Source organism: Leisingera sp. MMG026 (genome assembly GCF_021654205.1).
GTDB lineage: Bacteria > Pseudomonadota > Alphaproteobacteria > Rhodobacterales > Rhodobacteraceae > Leisingera.
This window is the reverse complement of the sequence record NZ_JAKFZM010000018.1, coordinates 29,052-48,755: the sequence shown is the minus strand read 5'-3', so window position 1 is coordinate 48,755 and position 19,704 is coordinate 29,052. Positions and strand designations below refer to the sequence as shown.

Genomic DNA, 19,704 nt, shown 5'->3' with positions numbered 1-19,704 from the left:
CCGGACGCGATGAATGATCTGTGGGCAGGACTGAGCCAGGCCTTTTGGCTGCTGGCGGCGCTGGACGCGGATCTGGTGGAAATCACCCTGCGCTCGCTGCGGGTGACGCTGACTGCGCTGGCGATTGCCTGTGCCATTGCGCTGCCCTTGGCGGCGTTTCTGGCGGTGCGCAGGTTCCGATTGCGCCGGGCCACAATTGCGGTGCTGAATGCGCTGATGGGGCTTCCGCCGGTCGTAGTGGGGCTGGTGGTCTATGTGTTCCTGTCGCGGGCCGGACCGTTTGGCGTGTTTGGCCTGCTGTTCACACCCACAGCGATGATCATCGCGCAGGTGATCATTGTTGTGCCCTTGGTAGCCTCGATTGCGCATCAGTCATTGCGGGAACTGTGGAGCGATTACCACGATCTGCTGATCTCGATGAACGCAACCCAGCTGCAGCGCATTCGGGCGCTGTTGTGGGACGGGCGGCGGGCGCTGCTGACTGCGGCGCTGGCGGGCTTTGGCCGGGCGATTGGCGAGGTTGGCGCGATCATGGTGGTGGGCGGCAATATCGACCACGCAACGCGGGTGCTGACTACGGCAATAGCGCTGGAAACCGGCAAGGGCGAGTTTGCCATGGCGCTGGGGCTGGGATTTGTGCTGATCGCGCTGGCAATTGCAGTCAATTTGGCGATCCACTGGCTGGGCCGGACGGAGAGCGAGGGGCGTTGGTGATGCAGATGTTCCCGCTGGTGGCCAAGGGCGCTTTGGTGCGCCGCCGCAGCAAGCTTCTGGTCGGGCCGGTGGATCTGACGCTGGGCGGGCAGGGTACCTCGATTGTGGTGGGTCCCAATGGGGCGGGCAAAACGACGCTGCTGAAGATGCTGCATGGCATAGTGCGGATGAACGGCGGCAGCCTGGAGTGGGCCTGCCCGCTGGAAGAGGCGCAAAAGCACCAGGCCTTTGTGTTCCAGACCCCGGTGATGATGCGGCGCTCGGTGATCGAGAACATCGCCTATCCGTTGCGGTTGACCGGCCTGGCCCGCAAGGAAGCGCGTGCACGGGCGGCGGATTGGGCCGGCCGGGTGGGGCTGGGGGCAATCCTGGAGCGCCAAGCGACTATGCTGTCCGGCGGTGAGCGGCAGAAGCTGGCTCTTGCGCGCGCCCTGGTGCGTGAGCCGCAGGTCCTGTTCCTGGATGAGCCCTGCGCGGCGCTGGACGGCCGCGCCACCCGCGAGATCGAGGATATTCTGGCCCATGCATCGGAAAGCGGCACGCGGCTGGTGATGTCCACCCACAATATGGGCCAGGCCCGGCGGCTGGCGGATGAGGTGATCTTTGTCCTGCAGGGCCGCATTCATGAATTCAGCCCGGCAAAAGATTTCTTTGCCGGACCCGGAACCCCTCAGGGACGCGCATTTCTGAACGGAGATATTGTAGAATGAAACATCTGATTATTGGTGCGGTTGCCTCAATGGCAATGGCCACGGCAGTGCTTGCGGAAGAGATGAAGATGGCGGTGACCACTTCTTTCCACAATTCCGGCCTGGCCGGGATCCTGCTGCCGGAGATCAAGAACGATCTTGGTCTGGATCTGCAGCTTTTGGTAGTTGGCACCGGTCAGGCGCTCAGGCTGGGCGAAGCCGGTGACGTCGATGCGATTCTGGTGCATTCCAAGACGGCTGAGGGAAAGTTCCTGGCTGGCGGGTACGGCACCCACCGCCGCGAGATCATGTATAATGATTTTGTCTTCATTGGTCCAAAAGCGGATCCGGCCGGCGTGTCCGGTGCCGCGGATGCTGCAAGCGCGCTGCAGAAGATTGCAGGCGCAGAGACCGCCTTTGTCAGCCGCGGCGACGACAGCGGCACCCACAAGAAAGAGCTGAGCCTGTGGGCATCGGCCAGCCTTGATCCTAAGGATTTCGGCGACTGGTACCGCGCGGTTGGTGCGGGGATGGGGGCTGCTCTGAATACGGCGTCAGGCATGGACGGTTACATCATGTCGGACCGTGCAAGCTGGCTCAACTTTGGCAACAAAGGCGGCTTGGCGCTGCTGTTTTCAGGCGATCCGGTGCTGTTCAACCAATACGCCTATATCCCGGTGAACCCGGAAAAACATGGTCACGTGAAGAACAGCCTGGCGGTGCAATTGGAGGCTTGGCTGGTTTCTGACAAAGCACAAGAGCTGATCAACGGGTATCAGATCAATGGCGAGACGCTGTTTGTGTTCAACGCCAAACAATAGCGGTTTTTGATCTGCACGCTAAACCTCTGCTGTCAGCGGGGGCCTGTTCCATTGCGGTGGTACTCCCGCCCGTTCCGGGTATCAAAGATACCCTGCAATGGTTGGGCGTGGCAGCCGTGCTGCGCACGCCAGGGGGCGTTGCAATTGAACAAACTGCAATTGAGGTCGAAGTGGTTGCGCGCCGCGCGTCAGCGCGGCGCGCGGCCCAACTGAGAGGTGCATTTTCAAAATGCGCCGGAACAGGCGGGAGCTTTTTGCTTCAGGTCTCGCCGCCGACGGTCAAGGTGACCCGATCGCCGGCAAACCAGGTTCGGCCAAACTCGACGGGGCGGTTCTCAGGATCTGTATTGATGCCGGTGGTGCGCAGGATCGGGCTGCCTTCGGCTATCTTCAGATGCAGGGCCTGGGTCGCGTTGGCGAGTTTGGCCGTGATCCGGGTTTCGGCGCGGGTGTAGTCCTCAACACCCTGTTCTTGCAATGCGGCCGTGACCGAGCGCAGGTCTTTCAATGCGTTCAGAATCCCCGGAAACCGGTCCGCGGGAAAGATGCTTTGAAACAGGGCAATGGGCTGGCCGTCAGCAAGGGACAGGCCGTCATAGACATGCACCTGGGCGCCGGGATCCAGCTGCAGCGCATTGGCTTCACGGGGCGCCGCGGCGCGGGTCTCCAGCATCAGGATCTGTTTGGCAGGGCTGCGCCCCTCGCGGGTCAGGTTCTGGTGAAAGCGCACCCGCTTGCCGATTGGATAATCCGTCGGCTTGGCCGCCACGAACACTCCGGCGCCGCGGCGCGGGTGCACCAGGCCCTGTTCCGCCATATCGGCCAGCGCCCGGCGCACAGTGTGGCGGTTCACTCCGAAACGGGCCGACAGCTGCGCCTCGGCGGGCAGCTTGCCGCCAGTCTCGTAGCGGCCCTGTGCGATGTCGTCTGTCAGGGCAATGGCGATGGACTTCCAAACGGGGGTGCGGGCCATGTCATGTAACTTTCACAAGTCTTGGATTGCGTCGGCAGGGGCGACTCAGATAGTATTTGTCTAGTTGTATAGCTTATATAGACAACCTGGCCAAGAGGCTTAGACAAATGAACAAAGAATTTTCCACAGAAGACCGCAAGGGCTGGATGAGCTTGCTGGCCTCTGCTGATGAGGTCCGGCTCGCTGAGCTGTGGCAAGAATACGGGGCCGATCCCGCCTGTGAATGGCTGCGCGCGCCGGAGGCGGGCGGCGTTATGGTCCGGGGCCGGATTGGCGGGTCCGGCGCCTCGTTCAATCTGGGTGAGATGACCATCACCCGCTGTGCGCTGTCATTGGAGGACGGAACGGTTGGTCACGGCTATGTGCAGGGCCGCAGCAAGTCAAAGGCCGGAATGGCCGCCAAGATTGACGCGTTGATGCAGACCGGTGCGGCGGCGGGCCTGCGTACTGCAGTGCTGGAACCGCTGGCCGCCGAACGCAAGGCCTGCAAGACGGCCCGGGCCGCCAAGGCTGCGGCAACCAAGGTTGAGTTTTTTACAATGGTGCGGGGGGAAGACTGATGCCTCGGCAGTCTCAGAATATGGCCTATGCCGGCGGGTTCAGCAATCCGCCGGTGGTGTCGGCCCAAGCGTTTCGCGCAGCGATGAATGCGATGGCACGGCCTGGTCGGATCGAAGATATCACCGGCGCCATACCGCCCGACGGGATATCGGTTGCTGCTGGAAGCCTGCTGCTGACCCTGTGCGATCCGGAAACCGGTGTCTATCTGGCCCCGGACGTGGACAGCGAAGCCTTGCGCTGCTGGCTGTCATTTCACACCGGCGCGCCTATCGTGGCGGCGGAACAGGCGGATTTTGTCCTTGGCAGCTGGGCTGCGCTGATGCCGCTTGACCGCTTCCGCATCGGGACGCCGGAGTATCCGGATCGCTCTGCCACCCTGATTGTGGAAGTGCCGGCGTTCGGCGCGCCCAATGCCGTCCTGTCCGGGCCCGGTATCAAGGATACCGCAAAGATGGCGCTGCCTGAGCTGGAAGCCTTGCAGAACAACGCGATGCTTTACCCGCTGGGGATGGACTTCTTTTTCACCTGCGGGGCGCAATTGGCTGCGCTGCCCCGGTCCACCCAAATCAACGCGGAGACCTGAACGATGTATGTTGCAGTAAAAGGCGGCGAGCGGGCGATTGACAACGCCCACGCCTGGCTGGCGGAAGAGCGCCGCGGTGATAGGGATGTGGCGGAGCTGTCTCTTGTCCAGATCCGCGAACAGCTAAGTTTGGCGGTAAACCGGGTGATAGCGGAAGGGTCTCTTTATGATCCGGATCTGGCGGCGCTGGCGATCAAACAATCGCGCGGCGACCTGATTGAGGCGATCTTTTTAATCCGCGCTTACCGCACCACCTTACCGCGGTTCGGCTATACGCTGCCGGTGGAAACCGGCGGGATGGCCTGCGACCGCCGGATTTCCGCGACCTTCAAGGATGCCCCGGGCGGCCAGGTGCTGGGGCCGACGTTTGACTATACCCATAGGCTTCTGGACTTTAAGCTGGCTGCGGACGGCGAAGTGCCCGAGGCTCCGGTTGCCGACCCGCGCATGGAAGAAACGCCGCATATCACCGGATTTCTGCAAGGCGAGGACATTATCGAGCGTGAGCCGTCCTCGGACACTGGGCCGGGGGATTTGACCCGCGAGCCGATGTCCTTCCCGGCGAACAGATCGGTGCGGCTGCAGTCGCTGACCCGCGGGGACGAGGGCTTTATCCTTGGCATGGCGTACTCCACCCAGCGCGGCTATGCCCGCAACCACGCCTTTGTCGGTGAGCTGCGCATCGGCACGGTGCCGGTGGAGATGGAAATCCCGGAGTTGGGCTTTGCCATCGAGATCGGCGAGGTGGAGCTGACCGAATGCGAAACGGTGAACCAGTTCAAGGGTTCCAAGACGGTGCCACCGCAGTTCACCCGCGGCTATGGCCTGGTGTTCGGGCAGTCAGAACGCAAGTCCATCGCCATGGCGCTGGTTGACCGCGCGCTGCGCTGGAAGGAACTGGGCGAGGACAACGTCGGCGCGCCTGCGCAGGATGAGGAATTTGTCCTGAGCCATGCCGACAACATCCAGGCCACCGGGTTTCTGGAGCACATCAAGCTGCCCCATTACGTGGATTTCCAATCCGAACTGGAACTTGTCCGCAAACTGCGCCGGGAAGCGGCGGAACTGGCAGAGACGCTGGCGGCACGGGAGGCTGCGGAATGAACGACTACAACTTTGCATATCTGGATGAGCAGACCAAGCGGATGATCCGCCGGGCAATCCTCAAAGGGCTGGCGGTGCCGGGCTATCAGGTGCCTTTTGCCAGCCGTGAGATGCCGATGCCCTATGGCTGGGGTACAGGCGGTGTGCAGGTCTCGGCAGCCACGCTGACGCCGGATGACACGCTGAAAGTGATCGACCAAGGGGCCGACGACACCACCAACGCGGTGTCGATCCGCAAGTTCTTTGAAAAGACTGCGGGTGTTGAGACCACTGAGGAAACCGAGAAGGCCAGCATCATCCAGACCCGTCACCGGATCCCCGAGGCGGAGCTGACCGAAGATCAGATTCTTGTCTATCAGGTGCCGATCCCGGAGCCGCTTCGGTTTCTGGAGCCGCGGGAAACAGAAACCCGCAAAATGCATGCCTTGCAGGAATACGGGCTGATGCATGTGAAACTGTATGAGGACATCAGCCAGCACGGGGCGATTGCCACCGCCTATGCCTATCCGGTGAAGGTCGAAGGGCGCTATGTGATGGATCCCTCGCCGATCCCGAAGTTCGACAACCCCAAGATGGAAATGGCGGCGATCCAGCTGTTCGGCGCAGGCCGGGAACAGCGCATTTACGCGGTGCCGCCCTATACCAATGTCGTTTCACTGGATTTTGAGGACTACCCGTTTGAAGCCAGCAAAGCGGATCACGCTTGCGATCTATGCGCGGCGGAAGACAGCTATTTGGACGAGGTGATCCTGGATGATGCGGGCAGCCGGATGTTTGTCTGTTCCGACACTGATTACTGCCGCTCGCGGCGCGGCGCAGGCCATACCGGCCACCTGGGTGAGGAGGCAGCGCAATGATACCTTTGCTGCAAGTGAAAAACGTTGCCAAAATGTATGGCGCGCGGATCGGCTGCACGGATGTGAGCTTTGATCTCTACCCCGGCGAGGTGATGGGGATCGTGGGTGAAAGCGGCTCGGGCAAGTCGACGCTGCTGAACAGCCTGGCGGGCCATCTGACGCCGGACCGGGGAGAGGTGATCTTTGACACCCGCGGTGATGGTCCTGTGGATACCGTCACCATGTCCGAGCCGGAACGCCGGATGCTCAGCCGCACTGACTGGGCGTTTGTGCATCAGCACGCCCGCGACGGGCTGCGCATGTCCGTCAGTGCCGGCGGTAACATCGGCGAACGGCTGATGGCAGTCGGGGACCGCCATTATGGCGCGATCCGGGAACGCGCTGCGGACTGGCTGGGCCGGGTGGAGATTTCCGGCAACCGCATTGATGACCGTCCGTCAGCCTTTTCCGGCGGCATGCAGCAGCGGCTGCAGATCGCCCGTAATCTGGTAACCGGCCCACGGCTGGTGTTCATGGATGAACCGACCGGCGGCCTAGATGTCTCGGTCCAGGCGCGATTGCTGGATCTGCTGCGGGGGCTGGTTCGCGAAATGGGGCTGAGCGCCATCATCGTCACCCACGACCTGGCGGTGGTGCGTCTTTTGGCGGACCGGCTGATGGTGATGAAGGACGGCCATGTGGTTGAAACCGGGCTGACCGATCAGGTGCTGGATGATCCCCAGCATGGCTATACCCAGCTGCTGGTCTCCAGCGTGCTGCAAGTCTGAGGACAGGGTGATGATTGAACTGAATAAGGTAAGCAAAAGTTTTACCCTGCACAATCAGGGCGGCGCAGTGATCCCGGTGATGGAAAACGCCACGCTGCGTGTAAAGCCGGGCGAGTGCGTTGGCCTGACCGGCGCGTCCGGGGCGGGTAAGTCCACCCTGATGCGGGTGATCTATGGGAACTATCTGGCAGCGTCCGGCAGTGTGATGGTCGGCGGGGTGGATGTTGCCAAAGCCGCGCCGCGTGAGATTCTGGCGCTGCGCCGCGAGACCCTGGGATATGTCAGTCAGTTCCTGCGCGTGGTGCCGCGGGTTCCGGCACTGGATGTGGTGGCTGAGCCGCTGCTTGCGGTTGGCACGCCAATAGAACAGGCGCGTGATACGGCGGCCTCGCTGCTGGCGCAGCTGAACATTCCGGAACGGCTGTGGAGCCTTAGCCCGACCACATTTTCGGGCGGGGAGCAGCAGCGGGTGAATATCGCCCGCGGCTTTGCCTATGGCTATCCGGCGCTGCTGCTGGATGAGCCGACAGCGAGCCTTGATGCCAGGAACCGCGCCATCGTGCTGGGTTTGATAGAACGTGCCAAGGCGCGCGGGGCGGCGATCATCGGCATTTTTCATGATGAGACGGCGCGCCAGCAGGTTTGCGACCGGTTCGTGGATGTGTCGGGCTTTGCGCCCCAGGCCGCGGCATGAGTGCGCCTTCTGAAAAGGGACCCGTCATCGCGGTGGTCGGGCCATCGGGGGTGGGCAAGGATAGTCTGATGTCTGCCCTGGCGGTATCCGGCCCGCAGCTGCGGCTGATGCGCCGGGTTATCACCCGCGCGCCAGAGGCGGGCGGAGAGGACTATCAGGCGGTTACGGAACCTGAGTTTTCTGCGCTGGCAGAAAATGGGGTCTTTGCCCTGCACTGGCGGGCACACGGGCTGCACTATGGCATTCCACGCGACATTGAAATGCTGCGGGAAGGATCGGGCGGCGTGCTGGTGAACCTTTCGCGTTCCGTGCTGCTGAAGGCACAGGACGTGTTCGGGGATTTCATCGTGCTGTCAGTGACAGCCGCGCCGGAGGTTCTGGCCGACCGTCTGCTGGCACGCGGGCGGGAAGATGCGCAAGAGGTGCGGCGCCGTCTGACGCGCGCCGCCAATCCGCTGCCTGAGGGGCTGGCCCGTGTGCATGAGATTGACAACAGCGGTGCGCTCAGCGCGGCGGTGCAGGCCGCGCTGGCCGTCATTCAGCCGGAAAGGGCGTAGCGATGGATCAGGTGGAACCGGCCGTCCGCTGCTTCGCCCACCAGCGCCAGATCCCGGATCACGAAGGGAGCAGGCAGCAGCGGGAGGAGATGCGTGTCGAGCGCGTCCTGCACCGCGGGCAGCTGCGGCTTGGGCAGCTTGCCGGTCAAGGTGATGTGAAAACGGAACTGGTCCAGAACGTAAGGGTAGCCCCAGCGGCTGAGGTTTGCGTCCTGCTCCGGGGGCAGCCCCGCGCCGCGGCGGCGCTCCAGCTCAGCCTCAGAGGCAGGCGCGCGGAACCGGTCAAGCTCTGTCACGCAGGCGGCGGCCAGCGCCTTCAGCGCGGTATCGTCTCCGGCAGGGCGCAGGGCCAGGAAACGGCCCAGCCGCGCCAGTTGCAGACCGTCCAGCGTGACCGGTTTATGCGTGGCGGCCAGCGCCGCGCAGGCGTCTTCAAGCGCCGAACGGGTCTGCCCCTCGGCGAGGCGCATCGGCGGTTTCAGGGTGGCGTGCAGCCCGTATTTGCGCGGCACATCGGTGATTGCCGCCACATCCAGCCCGTGAACCTGCGGGTGAGGCATGTCCAGACCCGCTTCCATGTCCCAGCCCAGCCAGCCGGCGGTAAACCGGCTCCATGCTGCCCCGGCAGGCGGGGCGTAATAGATCGCGTATCGCGTGAATGTCACATTGGCCTCCTAAACGTGGCCTTCCATAGCTCGAAAGATGTGAAGTTCAGATGACAGAAGATTTAATCCTTGCCAATGCCATGCTGGTGCTGCCGGGCGAGACCCGGACAGGCAGTGTTAAGGTCACCGGCGGTGAAATCACTGATATTGCCGAAGGGGCTTCGATCCCGGCAGGCGCAATTGACTGCGAGGGCGACTGCGTCTGCCCGGGGCTGGTGGAGTTGCACACCGATAATCTGGAACGCCACATCCAGCCCCGGCCCAAGGTGGACTGGCCGCATGCCAGCGCCATCATCGCCCATGATGCGGAACTGGCGGGCACTGGGATCACCACGGTGTTTGATGCCATGCGCGTGGGGTCGATCAGCCGCAGGGAAAGCCGCTATGGCGCCTATGCCCGCGGACTGGCGAGCGAGCTGCTGGAGCTGCGGGCGGCAGGCGCGCTGAAGATCTCGCATTTTCTGCATCTGCGGGCCGAAGTTTGCAGTGATACTCTGGTAGATGAATTGAATGCATTTGGAGATGCGGACCGTGTAGGGCTGGTTTCGCTGATGGATCACACGCCGGGTCAGCGGCAATTTCGCGATCTCGCAAAGCTTGAGCAATATGTGAAGGGAAAGCATGGGTTTGATGATGCGGCTTTTCAGGCCCATGTCGCGCATCTGAAAGGGCTGCGCGAAACCTACGGCGACGTGCATGAAGCTGAGGCGGTGAAAGCCGCCAGGCGGTTCGGTGCGGTGCTGGCCAGTCATGACGATACCACAGCGGGTCAAGTGGCTGTTTCAGCCCGTCATGGCATCAGCCTGGCGGAATTTCCGACAACGGTAGAGGCGGCGCAGGCCTGTCATGCGGATGGGATCAAAGTCATGATGGGGGCGCCGAACCTGATCCGCGGCGGCTCGCATTCCGGCAATGTGGCGGCGCATGAGCTGGCGGAGCTGGAGTTGCTGGACATTCTTTCGTCAGACTATGTCCCTGCGGCTTTGCTGATGGCGGCAGTTCAGCTGGGCGATCTGTGGGGCGACATGGCGCGCGGCCTGGGCACGGTAACCCATGCGCCGGCCGATGCAGTTGCGCTGAGTGATCGCGGGCGGTTGGAAACCGGTCAGCGCGCTGATCTGATCCGGTTCCGGCTGAAAGCCGGCGCGCCGGTCCTGCGCGGGGTCTGGTCGCGCGGGGAGCGTGTGGCCTGAGCGGCCCAGAATCCGGAAGCGGGAGGAGCGCCCGCCCTCTTGGGGCGGGGGCGTGCGCTGCCCGGCCTTCCGGGCCGGGCGGTGACCCGGATCAGCCGGCCCGGTAGAACATATAGCGCCCCGGCTGGATGCCATCGGGGCCGTCCAGTTCTTCAAAACCAACCAGCGGCTGGCCGGAGACGATGATGCCGCCAGGGGCCATGACCTGTGCAATGACGGGGGAGAGGGCAGCGGCTTCGGCGACGTCCTTTTCCTTGATCCCGAAGCCGAAGTCATAATGCGCCAAGGCGATTTTGCGCCCCTCAGCCGCCAGCCGTTCCAGCATTGGTTTTGCCTCGCCTTGCAGGAAATCCTGCTCCGGCGGCACGCAGGAGGGATGGCATTGCAGCAACCGGTCAATGACCCAGATCCGCCGGCTGGACAGCGTTTCACGCAGGTGATCATAGGTGCGGCCGTTGCCAAGCCCCATGTCCAGCACATCGCCGCCCAGCGGGGCGACCTGATTTGCGGCCCAGTTCAACCCGTCGCGCTGGGCGGTTAGGCGGCGCAGCATGGAATCAAGACGGCTCATTCAGGACATCCTTTCGTCATAGATCCAGGCCTCTGCCGGGCCATCCAGCAGGCGCACTGCAAGAGCGGCGGTAAAGTTCCAGACCGCCTCGTCATGCACCAGGTGGTGGGTCAGCAGCCCGTAAGGCTCTGCATTGTCGGCATCGCCAAGCCGGCGGTCGCGCAGCTGGCGCGCCACTTGCGCAATCAGCTGCTCCGGTGGCAGCAAACTGCGGCCGCCTTTCCAGTCGATGGGATCCAGGTGGGTGTTCACCCGCAGCAGGCCGGAGGCGGGTTTGGCGCTTTTGCGCGGTGTAAAAGTGGAAACTGCGGTGAAACCGGTACCCGCCAGCCATGTCAGCATTTCCGGAGAGACCCGGTTCCAGGGCGGCACGAACATAGGGCGCAGGCTGGTGCCGAATATCTCTTGCAGAGAGATCAGGCCGCGCTCGGCATCGTCCAGCAGTTCCTCCAGCGGGCGGTGCGCTCCAAACTCGGCTTTCTTCTCGCCGGCGGGCGCGTGGTTCTGATGCGTCCAGCCATGCACCACCGGGATCAGTTGCGGATGATCTGCAACAAAACGGCCAAGATCCGGGGTGACGCCGTGCGGGATCACCGCGAGATGCACCGGCAGGTCCAGGTCCGCAGACAGTGCTGCCAAACGCTCCAGCTCGGTTGAATGGGACATCGCGTCATCATCCCGCCACCACAAAGGCAGCGTCAATCCTGCCGTCTGCCAGTGCTCAAGTTCCCGGTCCAGACCGCTCCAATCCGGTGTCATTCGCGCCCTCCCGCAAGTTCTGCGGCAATCTCCACACTCCGGGCGGCGCCGTCAAACCTGAAACCGCCTGCGACCCGCGGCGGTGCGTGCAATACCGCCTTGACCGCAGCGCATAGCGTCTCAGCTGAGAGATCTGCGGTTTTGACCACTTGGACGCCGTTCAGGGGCGCAAGGCTGGCGGCGCGCAGACCCTGTTCGGTTTCATTCCCGGCATCAAACGGGATCAGCACCGCAGGCGTGCCGGCTTGCAGCAGATCCAGAGCAGTGTTGTAGCCGCACATGCTGACAGAGGCCGCGGCATGGGAGAGCATTTGGCGGAAATCCTTGCGCGCTGGTTCCAGCAGGGCGGGGGAGCCTGTTTTGGCAAATTCTGTGATGCGCCGGGCGGCGTTTGATCCGCCAACCAGCAGCCGCCAAGGCGTGTCCGGCATCAGCTTTGCCGCGTCAAGTGCTGCCTGGTATAGCGGCGTTCCTACGCTGCCGCCGCCAGCACTGACCAGAACCTCGCCTGATCCTGCCTGTGACGGATGCAGGCCGGCAGCCGGAGGGGCAACGTAACCGGTATAGCGCAGCTTGCCTGCAAGCATGCGGGTGACCGGCCAGCTGGCCTCCAGTTTTGTTGCTGCGGGGTCGGAGTGGACCAGAACCGCATCATAAAATTGGGCGATTACAGCATCGGCTTTGTCCGCTTTCCCGGGTTTGGAGGGCGGGGCGAGAATGTCGCGGATAGAGGACAGGATCACCGGCCGCCGGGGCAACGCATGGGCGGCATCAAGCAGCGCAAGAAACTCCTTGCGCAGCGAGCGGCGGCCAAAAGGGTAAAGTTCGGTAATCAGCACATCGGGCTGCATTTCGTTCAGAGCGGCACAAAGAACGTCTTGGCGCCGGATCAAATAGGCAGCGTCCGCCAGCCTTTCGTCCACTGCCAGCAGCCGGGTGAAATCCACTCCATCGGAACGCAACGGCGGCAACTGGATCAGATCGATTCCATCCGTGTCGAGCTGCGGGGCAGGGAAGCCGCCGGAAACCACCTGAACCTGATGGCTGGCAGCGGTGAAAGCGCGGCCCAATGTCAGCGCACGGGCCAAGTGGCCGGTGCCAAGCAGATGGGTTACGGCGATCAGGACTTTCATGGCGCGGCCTTGCGGATCAGCCGGACCGGTTCGGGCCAAGGCATAAGGGCGGCGCCGCTGATTTCCACCACAAACAGCCGGTTGCGTTTGATGCGGAAGGGGGCGGGGCCGTCGAAATCCCAGCCATGGGCGCGTGCCAGGATCATCCGCATGATGCCGATGTGGCAGACCGCTACTGTATCCCGCGTCAGACTGCGCAGCCAGGGTTCTATACAGGTCCAGACCTCGGCAGGGGTTTCACCGCCGGGCGGGCGGTAGTGCCAGCCCCAGTTCTCGATATCGCGGAAACCGCTTGCCGGGTCGGCCTTCAGGTTCTGCCCATGCAGCCCCTCCCAGTCGCCCCAGTTCATTTCGGTCAGTTCATGTGCGGTGCTGGGGGCGCGGCCTGTAATCAGTTCTGCGGTCTCCACCGCGCGCATCAGCGGGCTGGACCAGAGGTCTGCCTGCGTCCAGTCAGCGGGCAGGGCGTAGCCGCGCAGCTCTTTGCGGGCCTGATCATCCAGCGGTATGTCACTGCGGCCCTGGATGCGGCCGGCCCGGTTCCAGGCGGTGTGGCCATGACGCAAAAGGGCGAGGCGGATCATACGCGGGTCTCCATTAGCGGCAGAACGGTTGCCCAGAACTGCCGGGCAGCGGCGGGAGCAAGGTGGCGGGACAAAATGAGGTCACGTGCATCCTTGCCAGCCTCAACGCGCAGTTCGGGGTTTGCAAGCAAGCCTGCGGTAAAACCTGCGAGAGCCTCGGCCCCTTGATCCGGAGCGGGATAGCCAGCGGGCAGCAGCACATCCCGCACGCCGGGCCGGTCCTGGGCTGCGATGGGCAGACCATGGGCCTGGGCTTCCAGATAGACCATGCCAAAAGCTTCGTTCACGCCCGGCCAAAGGAACAGGCTGGCGTTGCCATAGGAGGCAGCCAGCTTCGCGCGGGAAAGCTGGCCGAGGAAGCGCACTTTGTGTCCGTAAGGGGCCATCAGTGCTTCGACTTCGCTGCGGGCGGGGCCGTCGCCGGCAATGTCCAGCCGCCAATCGCCAGGCAGATGAGACAGCATTTCCGAGATAATTTGGTAGGAAGCCAGCTTGTCACCCGGACGCATCATGCCGGCGGTCAGCATCGGGCCGTCCAGCGACGAGGCTTCGGGCAGCTGATCCAGCGGCAGGAAGGGCGGCAGATGGGCCACTGCCTGCGCGCCGCAGCGGTCGCGGTTCAATGCAAAATGGTCCTGCTCGGTGAAATAGAAGATCGCCGCGGCAGCGTCGGCAGCGGCATGGGCCGCTACAGCAAAACCAGCCCATGGTCCGGTCAGGCGTTTCTTGGCGCGGGTGGATTCGATCTGCACATAGGGAATTCCACGGGCGCGGGCGACAGCGGGGCCGATCAGATCCGGCGCCTTGTAATAGTTGTGATAGCTGACCCAGAGGCCGGCGCCGGGCAGGTTGCGGATCAGTCGTTCAGCCTCGGCCTCGGCCTGATTGCGCAGGCTTGCCTGCAACGCCGCATCGCCGGTCTTGTCATAGATCCGCAAGTCAGAAACCAGCTGCACCTCCGCACCGCTGGCGGTGAGCAGCTCCATCAGGTTGCGGGCAATCTCGCGGTCGCCGGACGGCACCGGGTGATGCGGCGGCTTCATCGGTGCGTAGAAGGCGACCCGCTTTCCGGCTCCCGGCTGCATGGCCGGTCAGCTTTCTTGCAGCATGGCACGCAGCCGCCTGGACAGCTGGGCAATGCCGGGATCCATGCCGAAATCAGTGCGCAGGCGGACAAGTGCTGCGCCGGCCATTGCTGCCAGCCGTTGCGGGTGCCGGGCAGCATACAGCAGGGTCTCGGCCAGCGTCTCGGGGCGGTCCTCGCTCAGCAGGCCATGGGTTCCATGAGTGATGAACTCCGGGATCGCAGAAACCGGCGTCGACAGGATTGGCAGGGATTGCGAGGCCGCCTCCATCAGCACATTGGGCAGCCCGTCGCGGTCGCCGTCCGCAGCCACCCGGCTGGGCAGCACAAACAGATCCGAGCGGCGCATTTCCTCGATCACTTCGGGCTGGTCGCAGGCGCCGCGCCAGGTGATGCGGTTGGCAATGCCAGCATCCTCAGCCATGCCCTGCAGCAAATCGCCCAATCCGCCGCCGCCGATATGGGTCCAGTGCCAATCAAGCCCTGAGGGCAGCAGAGCCAAAGCGGCGATCAGCCGGTCAAAGCCCTTTTTCTCGACCAGACGCCCCACGGACATGAACTGGATCGGATCCTGCGGCTGGCGCAGGCCGCGTTCAGGGGGGGCGGGGAACCGCGACAAATCCAGCCCGTGGTAAACCAGATCAACCCGGTCGGGCGTATCGGCCATCTGTTGCAGGTGTTTGGCGCCAAAGCCGGTGCAGGTGGCGCCGAAGGTCGCGCCGTAGTGGGCGGCGGAGAGCTTTTCCTTAAGCTCCCAATCGGGCGAGGTCCAAATGTCCTTAGCGTGGGCCGAAAAGCTCCAGGGCAGCCCGCGCATGATCGCGGCATACCGTGCAACCGAGGACGGCGTGTGCAGGAAGTGGGCGTAAAGCCCCAGCACGTCCGCGGGCATTTCTGCGGCCAGCACACAGGCCTGGCCAAAGCGGCGGATGCGGTTGGGTGTCTGGTCACGGCGCAGATCGGCGCGCCAGATGCGGTAGGCCTCAGCATAACCGGGCAGTTGTTGCGCCATCGTGCGTGCGCGCCAGACCCGCTCCGGCTCATCATGGAGGTATTCGGGAAGGTAGTTCACGCGCGCCTGCAGCTGCGCATGCAGCGGGTGGCGCTTGATGTCGGTGGGGTGGCGCAGAGACCAGATCTCAAGCGCGTGGCCAGCGGCCTCCAGGGCCACCAGTTCCTGTGCAATGAAGGTCTCGGACAGCCTCGGCCAGCCCTTTACCACCACCGCGAGCGGCGGGCGGGGCGTGCTCATTCGGCGGCCTCCTGATGTGTGTCCTGCAGCAGTGCGTCCACCCGGCGGGTGACATAGTCCAACCCGTCCAGCAGCCCCTCAGAGCCGGCGGCAGAGGGCGGCGGCTGGGTGGCCAGCGCGCGGATCGCCTTGGCCAGGGATGGGGGTGTCCAGCCGTCACGGGATTCGTCCAGCATGGTGGTCAGGCCGATTTCCTCGGCCCGGCTGGCGCGGATCCATTGCTCCAGCCGCGGCGTGGTGCGGGGCACGATCACGGCGGGTTTGTCAAAGGACAAGACCTCGCAGAACGTGTTGTAGCCGCCCATGCAGACCACCCCTTGGGCGCCGGCAAACAGCGTCTCGATCTGTGATTCAAAGCCAACTGCGGTAACCCTGCCATTCAGGCGGGCGACACGCTCCTCGAAATCCTCCCGGGTTTCCCCGGACAGGAAAGGGCCATAGACCAGCACGGCGCGCGGGGAGAGCTCCGCGTCGGCTTCGTAAGCCGACAGCACCAGGTCCACCATCATCTCGCCATCGCCGCCGCCGCCAGGAGTGACCAGCAAATAGGGCTGTTCGGGCGGTTCCCCCACCTGGCCAAGATCGCGGCGCAGGTAGCCGGTCCAATGCATCCGGGCCTGCATCTGCGGGGTGAAGGGCAGCCCCGCGGTGGGATCGTACACGGACCGCGGCCCGTAGACCCAAATCTCATCATAGAAATCGCGGGTGGCCTCAACCGCGTGCTTGCGCTCCCATTCGGCGGCCAGCACTTCGGGCTCGTCCAGCACATCGCGCAGGCCCAGCACCATCTTGCAGCGGCCCCGCGATTTCAGCAGGTCCAGCGCCGGCATCAGCTCACCGCGAAAGCCGGTGGGTTCCTTGTCGGCCACCAGCACGTCAGGGTCGTATTGCTCTACTGTAGAGCGGATCAGCGCAGCGCGCAGATCAGCAGTTTCTTCGATGCTCATGCCCATGGTGCGCGAGGCATAAGAGCCGTCGGTACGCTTGATCACACCCGGCAGGCGGACATGATCGACCCGGGTCGGAAAGGAAAACCGCCCCGCAACCGGTGAACCTGTCAGGATCAGCGCCGAAGCGTCGGGATTGGCTGAGGTGAGTGCACCTGCCAGCGCACGTGAACGGCGCAGATGCCCCAGTCCGAAAGTGTCGTGGCTGTAGAACATGATCCGCGGCCCGCGGGTGCCCGCCGCTGCCGGTGTGGTGCTTGCGGTCGTCATTGAGTTGCCTGATCAGGTTGCCGGGCGGCGGATGGCCGAAATCCGGGGCCGGCGGCGCAGGAACCAGGCCAGCCGGTTTTGCCGCTCGTCCCCGGGCGCGTGCTCGTGTGCTCCGCCATCTTCCGCCTCAGTTTGCGCGCCCCAGAAGCCGGTTGCGGCGGGGGCACGGTCAGTGTTTGCTTTTGCTGCCGCTCAAGCCCGGAGGGTGTTTGCCAGTCCAGTCTCTGCAGCAGTCCGCCCAAGGGGCGGGTATATGAATTGGTATAGCCCGGAGCCTGTGTGCATGCAATCATGCGCCTTTGTTGCCTGCCGCACAGGAAATTGCGTCCGCGCCATTTGCGCAACGCTCCGCTGCGTGGTTAATTTGACGCAAGTTTCCAAAAGGATAGGCGGTCATGCTGCAAGTTTTGTTCCGGGTTCTCATTTGCGGCCTGCTGAGTTTTGGCCTGGCCGCTCACGCAGGCGCGCAGGAAAGTGAAGCGAGCGGAGCAGATACATTGTCCCGTGCGATCGAACAGGCGGCGGAAAGCGGTGTCAGTGTGGTCGTGGTGGACAGCAGCGGCAAGTTGCTGAACGCGCCGCCGGACGCGGAACAGGCAGCGGACCATCCTGCATCCGACACGATGGAGCAGCCCTCGGCGCTGATGAAAGCGCAATCCAGGGTCGGCGCCTTCCGGGCTGAATTGAGCAGCCGCCTGGAGGCGCTGCCCTATTCGCGGCTGGAGGTGGAATGGATCCTGCGGGAAACCAGCCCGGACGGCCGGATCATGACCTATGTCGAGGTGCTGTTCTGGAGCGTGCTGTTCCTGCTGATCGGCCGCTGGCTGTCGACGGAAATCTACGGAAAGCGCTTTGCCAAGCGTTTCGTCGTGGCGCGGATCCGGCAGAACCCGGAAGGTTATCAGGAAAAGATGCCCTTCCTGGTCTACCGGTTCCTGATGGGGATTGGCGGGACCGTCTTTGCGATGGTCTTTGCGGCGCTGATTTCCTATTTGATCTTCGGTGCTTCGGGCGACCCCTCAATCGAATTCACGGCAACTGCTGTCTACACGGCGTTTTTCCTGGCCCGCACGGTGTCCGATCTGTGGCGGATGGTGCTGTCGCCGTTCCTGGCCCAGTACCGGATACCGGTGTTTTCAGACCGGGACGCAAAACGGCTCTATATCTGGGCGTCCCTGCTGGCGACCTATGACATTTCCTCGACGCTGTTTGCCACCTGGGTCGGCGATTTCGGCCTGAATTACAATGTCTATGCACTGGTATACGGGGTTTTGGCACTGGTCGGGATGCTGGGCAACCTGCTGATGGTGCTGGTCAACGGGCGCGCCATATCCAATGCCATCCGTGCCGGCCGCGTGCCGGAAAAATGTTCCTGGCTGGTGCGTGTTCTGGCAGTTGCCTGGGCGCCGGTTCTGATGGCTTACATGGCTTTTGGCTGGCTTAAGCTGGCCTTTGATCTGGTGCTGGAAAAGGATATTTCGATCCCGTTGATGGCGGGCAGTTATTTCGTTCTGACCACGATCCTGATTGTCTATGGCGCGATCAACTACTTCATCGAGCGCTATTTCAACCGCACCCGGCGAATGCAGGCTGCCATGGCAGCAACCGGGCAGGAAGGTGCCGCCACGGAAGCAGAGGGTATTTCGGAGCAACGGGGGGAAGAGGCTGCTCCGGATGAGGCGGAGACCGCTGCGGAAGCCGCAGATGCACCGGCCGCAAGACATCCTATTGGCACGTACCAGGATCTTGCCCGCAGAGTGGCAGGCATTCTGGCTTTTGTAGTCGGGGCCTATTCACTGGTGATTGTCTGGAACCCGGACGCCCAATGGACCGAAACCACTGCGGCTGAACGGGTGATCGATGTGACGGTGATCCTGTTCATCGGCTTTATTGTCTATCACCTGTTCCGGATTTGGATCGACAGCAAGATCGATGAGGAAGCCGGCGATGTTTCGGAGGCAGAGCTGGGTGATGAAGGCGGGGCCGGGGGGGCCAGCCGTCTGGCCACTTTGCTGCCCTTGTTCCGGGGAACGATCCTGGCGGTTGTGCTGGTCTCGATCGTGCTGATCGTTCTGCTGGAACTGGGTATTAATGTCAGCCCGCTGTTCGCCGGTGCCGGTGTTGTCGGTCTTGCGGTTGGCTTTGGTTCGCAGACGCTGGTGCGGGATATTTTCTCTGGCGCCTTTTTCTTGATCGATGATGCCTTCCGCAAGGGCGAATACATCGACATCGGCGACGTGAAGGGCACGGTCGAGAAGATCTCGGTGCGGTCTTTCCAGCTGCGCCATCACCTCGGGGCGCTGCACACGATCCCCTTTGGCGAGATCAAGGTTCTGACCAATTACTCGCGTGATTGGGTAATGATGAAACTGCCGATGCGCGTGACCTATGACACTGACGTGGAGAAGGTTCGCAAGCTGATCAAGAAGCTTGGCCAGAAGCTGATGGATGACCCTGTTGTCGGACATACCTTTATTCAGCCGCTGAAGTCCCAGGGTGTGATCGAGATGCAGGATTCAGCGATGATTATCCGCGTGAAATTCATGACCAAACCGGGGGATCAGTGGATTGTCCGCAAACGGGTGTACCAGGAGATCCGTGAATTGTTTGCCCGCGAGGGCATCAGATTTGCTCATCGCGAGGTCACCGTGCGGCTGGCGCCGGACCAGGCTGATGAGATGACGCCGAAGCAGAAAGAGGCTGCCGCAGGGGCAGTGCAGGCGGCGATTGACGACGATCTTCTGGACGAGATGGGCGGCCCGGGCGGCGATGACCGCTGAGCAGATGCCTGACCGGCGACCTCCCGCCCCCGCGCTGGACCGCTAGCGCGCTCCGCTTGGGGTTGGGCGTGGCGCCGCGCTGGCGCGCGCCGCTGCCTCCGGCGGAGGTATTTCTCCCAGAAAGAAGCCGCCGCTGCGGAATCCGG

Annotated in this window: 21 protein-coding genes; 12 read left to right on the top strand and 9 right to left on the bottom strand. The window is 63.1% G+C overall.

What is annotated here, in order from left to right; all coding sequences use genetic code 11:
• Positions 1 to 9 precede the first annotated feature (9 nt).
• Genes L1069_RS11740 through L1069_RS11730 form a run of 3 tightly spaced genes read left to right on the top strand, consistent with a single transcriptional unit; the run spans position 10 to position 2,224 of the window.
• Positions 10 to 714, top strand: a complete 705-nt coding sequence (locus L1069_RS11740) for an ABC transporter permease (RefSeq protein ID WP_129372042.1) — start codon at positions 10 to 12, stop codon at positions 712 to 714.
• Complete coding sequence (locus L1069_RS11735) at positions 714 to 1,424, top strand: ATP-binding cassette domain-containing protein (RefSeq protein WP_237455802.1); 711 nt, start codon at positions 714 to 716, stop codon at positions 1,422 to 1,424. The genes L1069_RS11740 and L1069_RS11735 overlap by 1 nt, the downstream gene beginning before the upstream one ends.
• Entirely contained in the window at positions 1,421 to 2,224 is an 804-nt protein-coding gene (locus tag L1069_RS11730; RefSeq protein ID WP_129372040.1) for a substrate-binding domain-containing protein, read from the top strand. The genes L1069_RS11735 and L1069_RS11730 overlap by 4 nt, the downstream gene beginning before the upstream one ends.
• Positions 2,225 to 2,483: 259 nt before the next feature.
• Here the strand turns inward: L1069_RS11730 and phnF are convergent, their stop codons facing one another.
• A complete protein-coding gene (phnF, locus tag L1069_RS11725) occupies positions 2,484 to 3,197 on the bottom strand; it encodes a phosphonate metabolism transcriptional regulator PhnF (protein ID WP_237455801.1) in 714 nt (237 codons plus the stop codon).
• 107 nt (positions 3,198 to 3,304) lie between these two features.
• Between phnF and phnG the strand changes: the two genes are divergently transcribed.
• Genes phnG through phnN form a run of 7 tightly spaced genes read left to right on the top strand, consistent with a single transcriptional unit; the run spans position 3,305 to position 8,320 of the window.
• Entirely contained in the window at positions 3,305 to 3,757 is a 453-nt protein-coding gene (gene phnG / locus L1069_RS11720) for a phosphonate C-P lyase system protein PhnG (RefSeq protein WP_237455800.1), read from the top strand.
• On the top strand, positions 3,757 to 4,341 hold the full coding sequence (gene phnH / locus L1069_RS11715) for a phosphonate C-P lyase system protein PhnH (protein ID WP_237455799.1): 585 nt from the start codon (positions 3,757 to 3,759) through the stop codon (positions 4,339 to 4,341). The genes phnG and phnH overlap by 1 nt, the downstream gene beginning before the upstream one ends.
• A gap of 3 nt (positions 4,342 to 4,344) precedes the next feature.
• Complete coding sequence (locus L1069_RS11710) at positions 4,345 to 5,445, top strand: carbon-phosphorus lyase complex subunit PhnI (protein ID WP_237455798.1); 1,101 nt, start codon at positions 4,345 to 4,347, stop codon at positions 5,443 to 5,445.
• The gene (locus L1069_RS11705; RefSeq protein ID WP_237455797.1) at positions 5,442 to 6,302 is read left to right on the top strand and encodes an alpha-D-ribose 1-methylphosphonate 5-phosphate C-P-lyase PhnJ; all 861 of its coding nucleotides are present in this window, start codon (positions 5,442 to 5,444) and stop codon (positions 6,300 to 6,302) included. The genes L1069_RS11710 and L1069_RS11705 overlap by 4 nt, the downstream gene beginning before the upstream one ends.
• Positions 6,299 to 7,069: a phosphonate C-P lyase system protein PhnK gene (gene phnK, locus L1069_RS11700; protein ID WP_129372034.1), complete on the top strand. Its 771-nt coding sequence runs from the start codon at positions 6,299 to 6,301 to the stop codon at positions 7,067 to 7,069. The genes L1069_RS11705 and phnK overlap by 4 nt, the downstream gene beginning before the upstream one ends.
• A gap of 10 nt (positions 7,070 to 7,079) precedes the next feature.
• Complete coding sequence (gene phnL, locus L1069_RS11695) at positions 7,080 to 7,763, top strand: phosphonate C-P lyase system protein PhnL (RefSeq protein ID WP_237455796.1); 684 nt, start codon at positions 7,080 to 7,082, stop codon at positions 7,761 to 7,763.
• Entirely contained in the window at positions 7,760 to 8,320 is a 561-nt protein-coding gene (phnN, locus tag L1069_RS11690) for a phosphonate metabolism protein/1,5-bisphosphokinase (PRPP-forming) PhnN (RefSeq protein ID WP_237455795.1), read from the top strand. Before phnL ends, phnN begins: the two co-directional genes overlap by 4 nt.
• On the opposite strand, the gene L1069_RS11685 is transcribed toward phnN, so the two are convergent.
• A complete protein-coding gene (locus L1069_RS11685) occupies positions 8,302 to 8,985 on the bottom strand; it encodes a DUF1045 domain-containing protein (RefSeq protein WP_237455794.1) in 684 nt (227 codons plus the stop codon). The two genes, phnN and L1069_RS11685, sit on opposite strands and share 19 nt — an antisense overlap.
• 50 nt (positions 8,986 to 9,035) lie before the next feature.
• Here L1069_RS11685 and L1069_RS11680 point away from each other — a divergent pair, with 50 nt between their 5' ends.
• On the top strand, positions 9,036 to 10,178 hold the full coding sequence (locus tag L1069_RS11680; RefSeq protein WP_237455793.1) for an alpha-D-ribose 1-methylphosphonate 5-triphosphate diphosphatase: 1,143 nt from the start codon (positions 9,036 to 9,038) through the stop codon (positions 10,176 to 10,178).
• Positions 10,179 to 10,269: 91 nt separating this feature from the next.
• On the opposite strand, the gene L1069_RS11675 is transcribed toward L1069_RS11680, so the two are convergent.
• The 7 genes from L1069_RS11675 to L1069_RS11645 are packed head-to-tail and all read right to left on the bottom strand — an operon-like array spanning position 10,270 to position 16,778.
• Positions 10,270 to 10,749, bottom strand: coding sequence for a class I SAM-dependent methyltransferase (locus L1069_RS11675; protein ID WP_237455792.1), 480 nt, complete (start codon positions 10,747 to 10,749; stop codon positions 10,270 to 10,272).
• Entirely contained in the window at positions 10,750 to 11,508 is a 759-nt protein-coding gene (locus L1069_RS11670) for a polysaccharide deacetylase family protein (RefSeq protein WP_237455791.1), read from the bottom strand.
• Complete coding sequence (locus L1069_RS11665) at positions 11,505 to 12,641, bottom strand: glycosyltransferase (protein ID WP_237455790.1); 1,137 nt, start codon at positions 12,639 to 12,641, stop codon at positions 11,505 to 11,507. Before L1069_RS11665 ends, L1069_RS11670 begins: the two co-directional genes overlap by 4 nt.
• Entirely contained in the window at positions 12,638 to 13,225 is a 588-nt protein-coding gene (locus L1069_RS11660; protein WP_237455789.1) for a histidine phosphatase family protein, read from the bottom strand. Before L1069_RS11660 ends, L1069_RS11665 begins: the two co-directional genes overlap by 4 nt.
• On the bottom strand, positions 13,222 to 14,310 hold the full coding sequence (locus L1069_RS11655) for a glycosyltransferase family 4 protein (protein WP_237455788.1): 1,089 nt from the start codon (positions 14,308 to 14,310) through the stop codon (positions 13,222 to 13,224). Before L1069_RS11655 ends, L1069_RS11660 begins: the two co-directional genes overlap by 4 nt.
• 6 nt (positions 14,311 to 14,316) lie before the next feature.
• Positions 14,317 to 15,561 (bottom strand): glycosyltransferase family 4 protein, encoded by a 1,245-nt coding sequence (locus L1069_RS11650; protein WP_237455787.1) that lies wholly within the window; start codon positions 15,559 to 15,561, stop codon positions 14,317 to 14,319.
• Positions 15,558 to 16,778, bottom strand: coding sequence for a glycosyltransferase (locus L1069_RS11645; protein WP_343328057.1), 1,221 nt, complete (start codon positions 16,776 to 16,778; stop codon positions 15,558 to 15,560). Before L1069_RS11645 ends, L1069_RS11650 begins: the two co-directional genes overlap by 4 nt.
• Before the next feature lie 395 nt (positions 16,779 to 17,173).
• On the opposite strand from L1069_RS11645, the gene L1069_RS11640 reads away from it, so the two are divergent.
• Positions 17,174 to 19,558 (top strand): mechanosensitive ion channel domain-containing protein, encoded by a 2,385-nt coding sequence (locus L1069_RS11640; protein ID WP_237455786.1) that lies wholly within the window; start codon positions 17,174 to 17,176, stop codon positions 19,556 to 19,558.
• Positions 19,559 to 19,704: the final 146 nt, after the last annotated feature.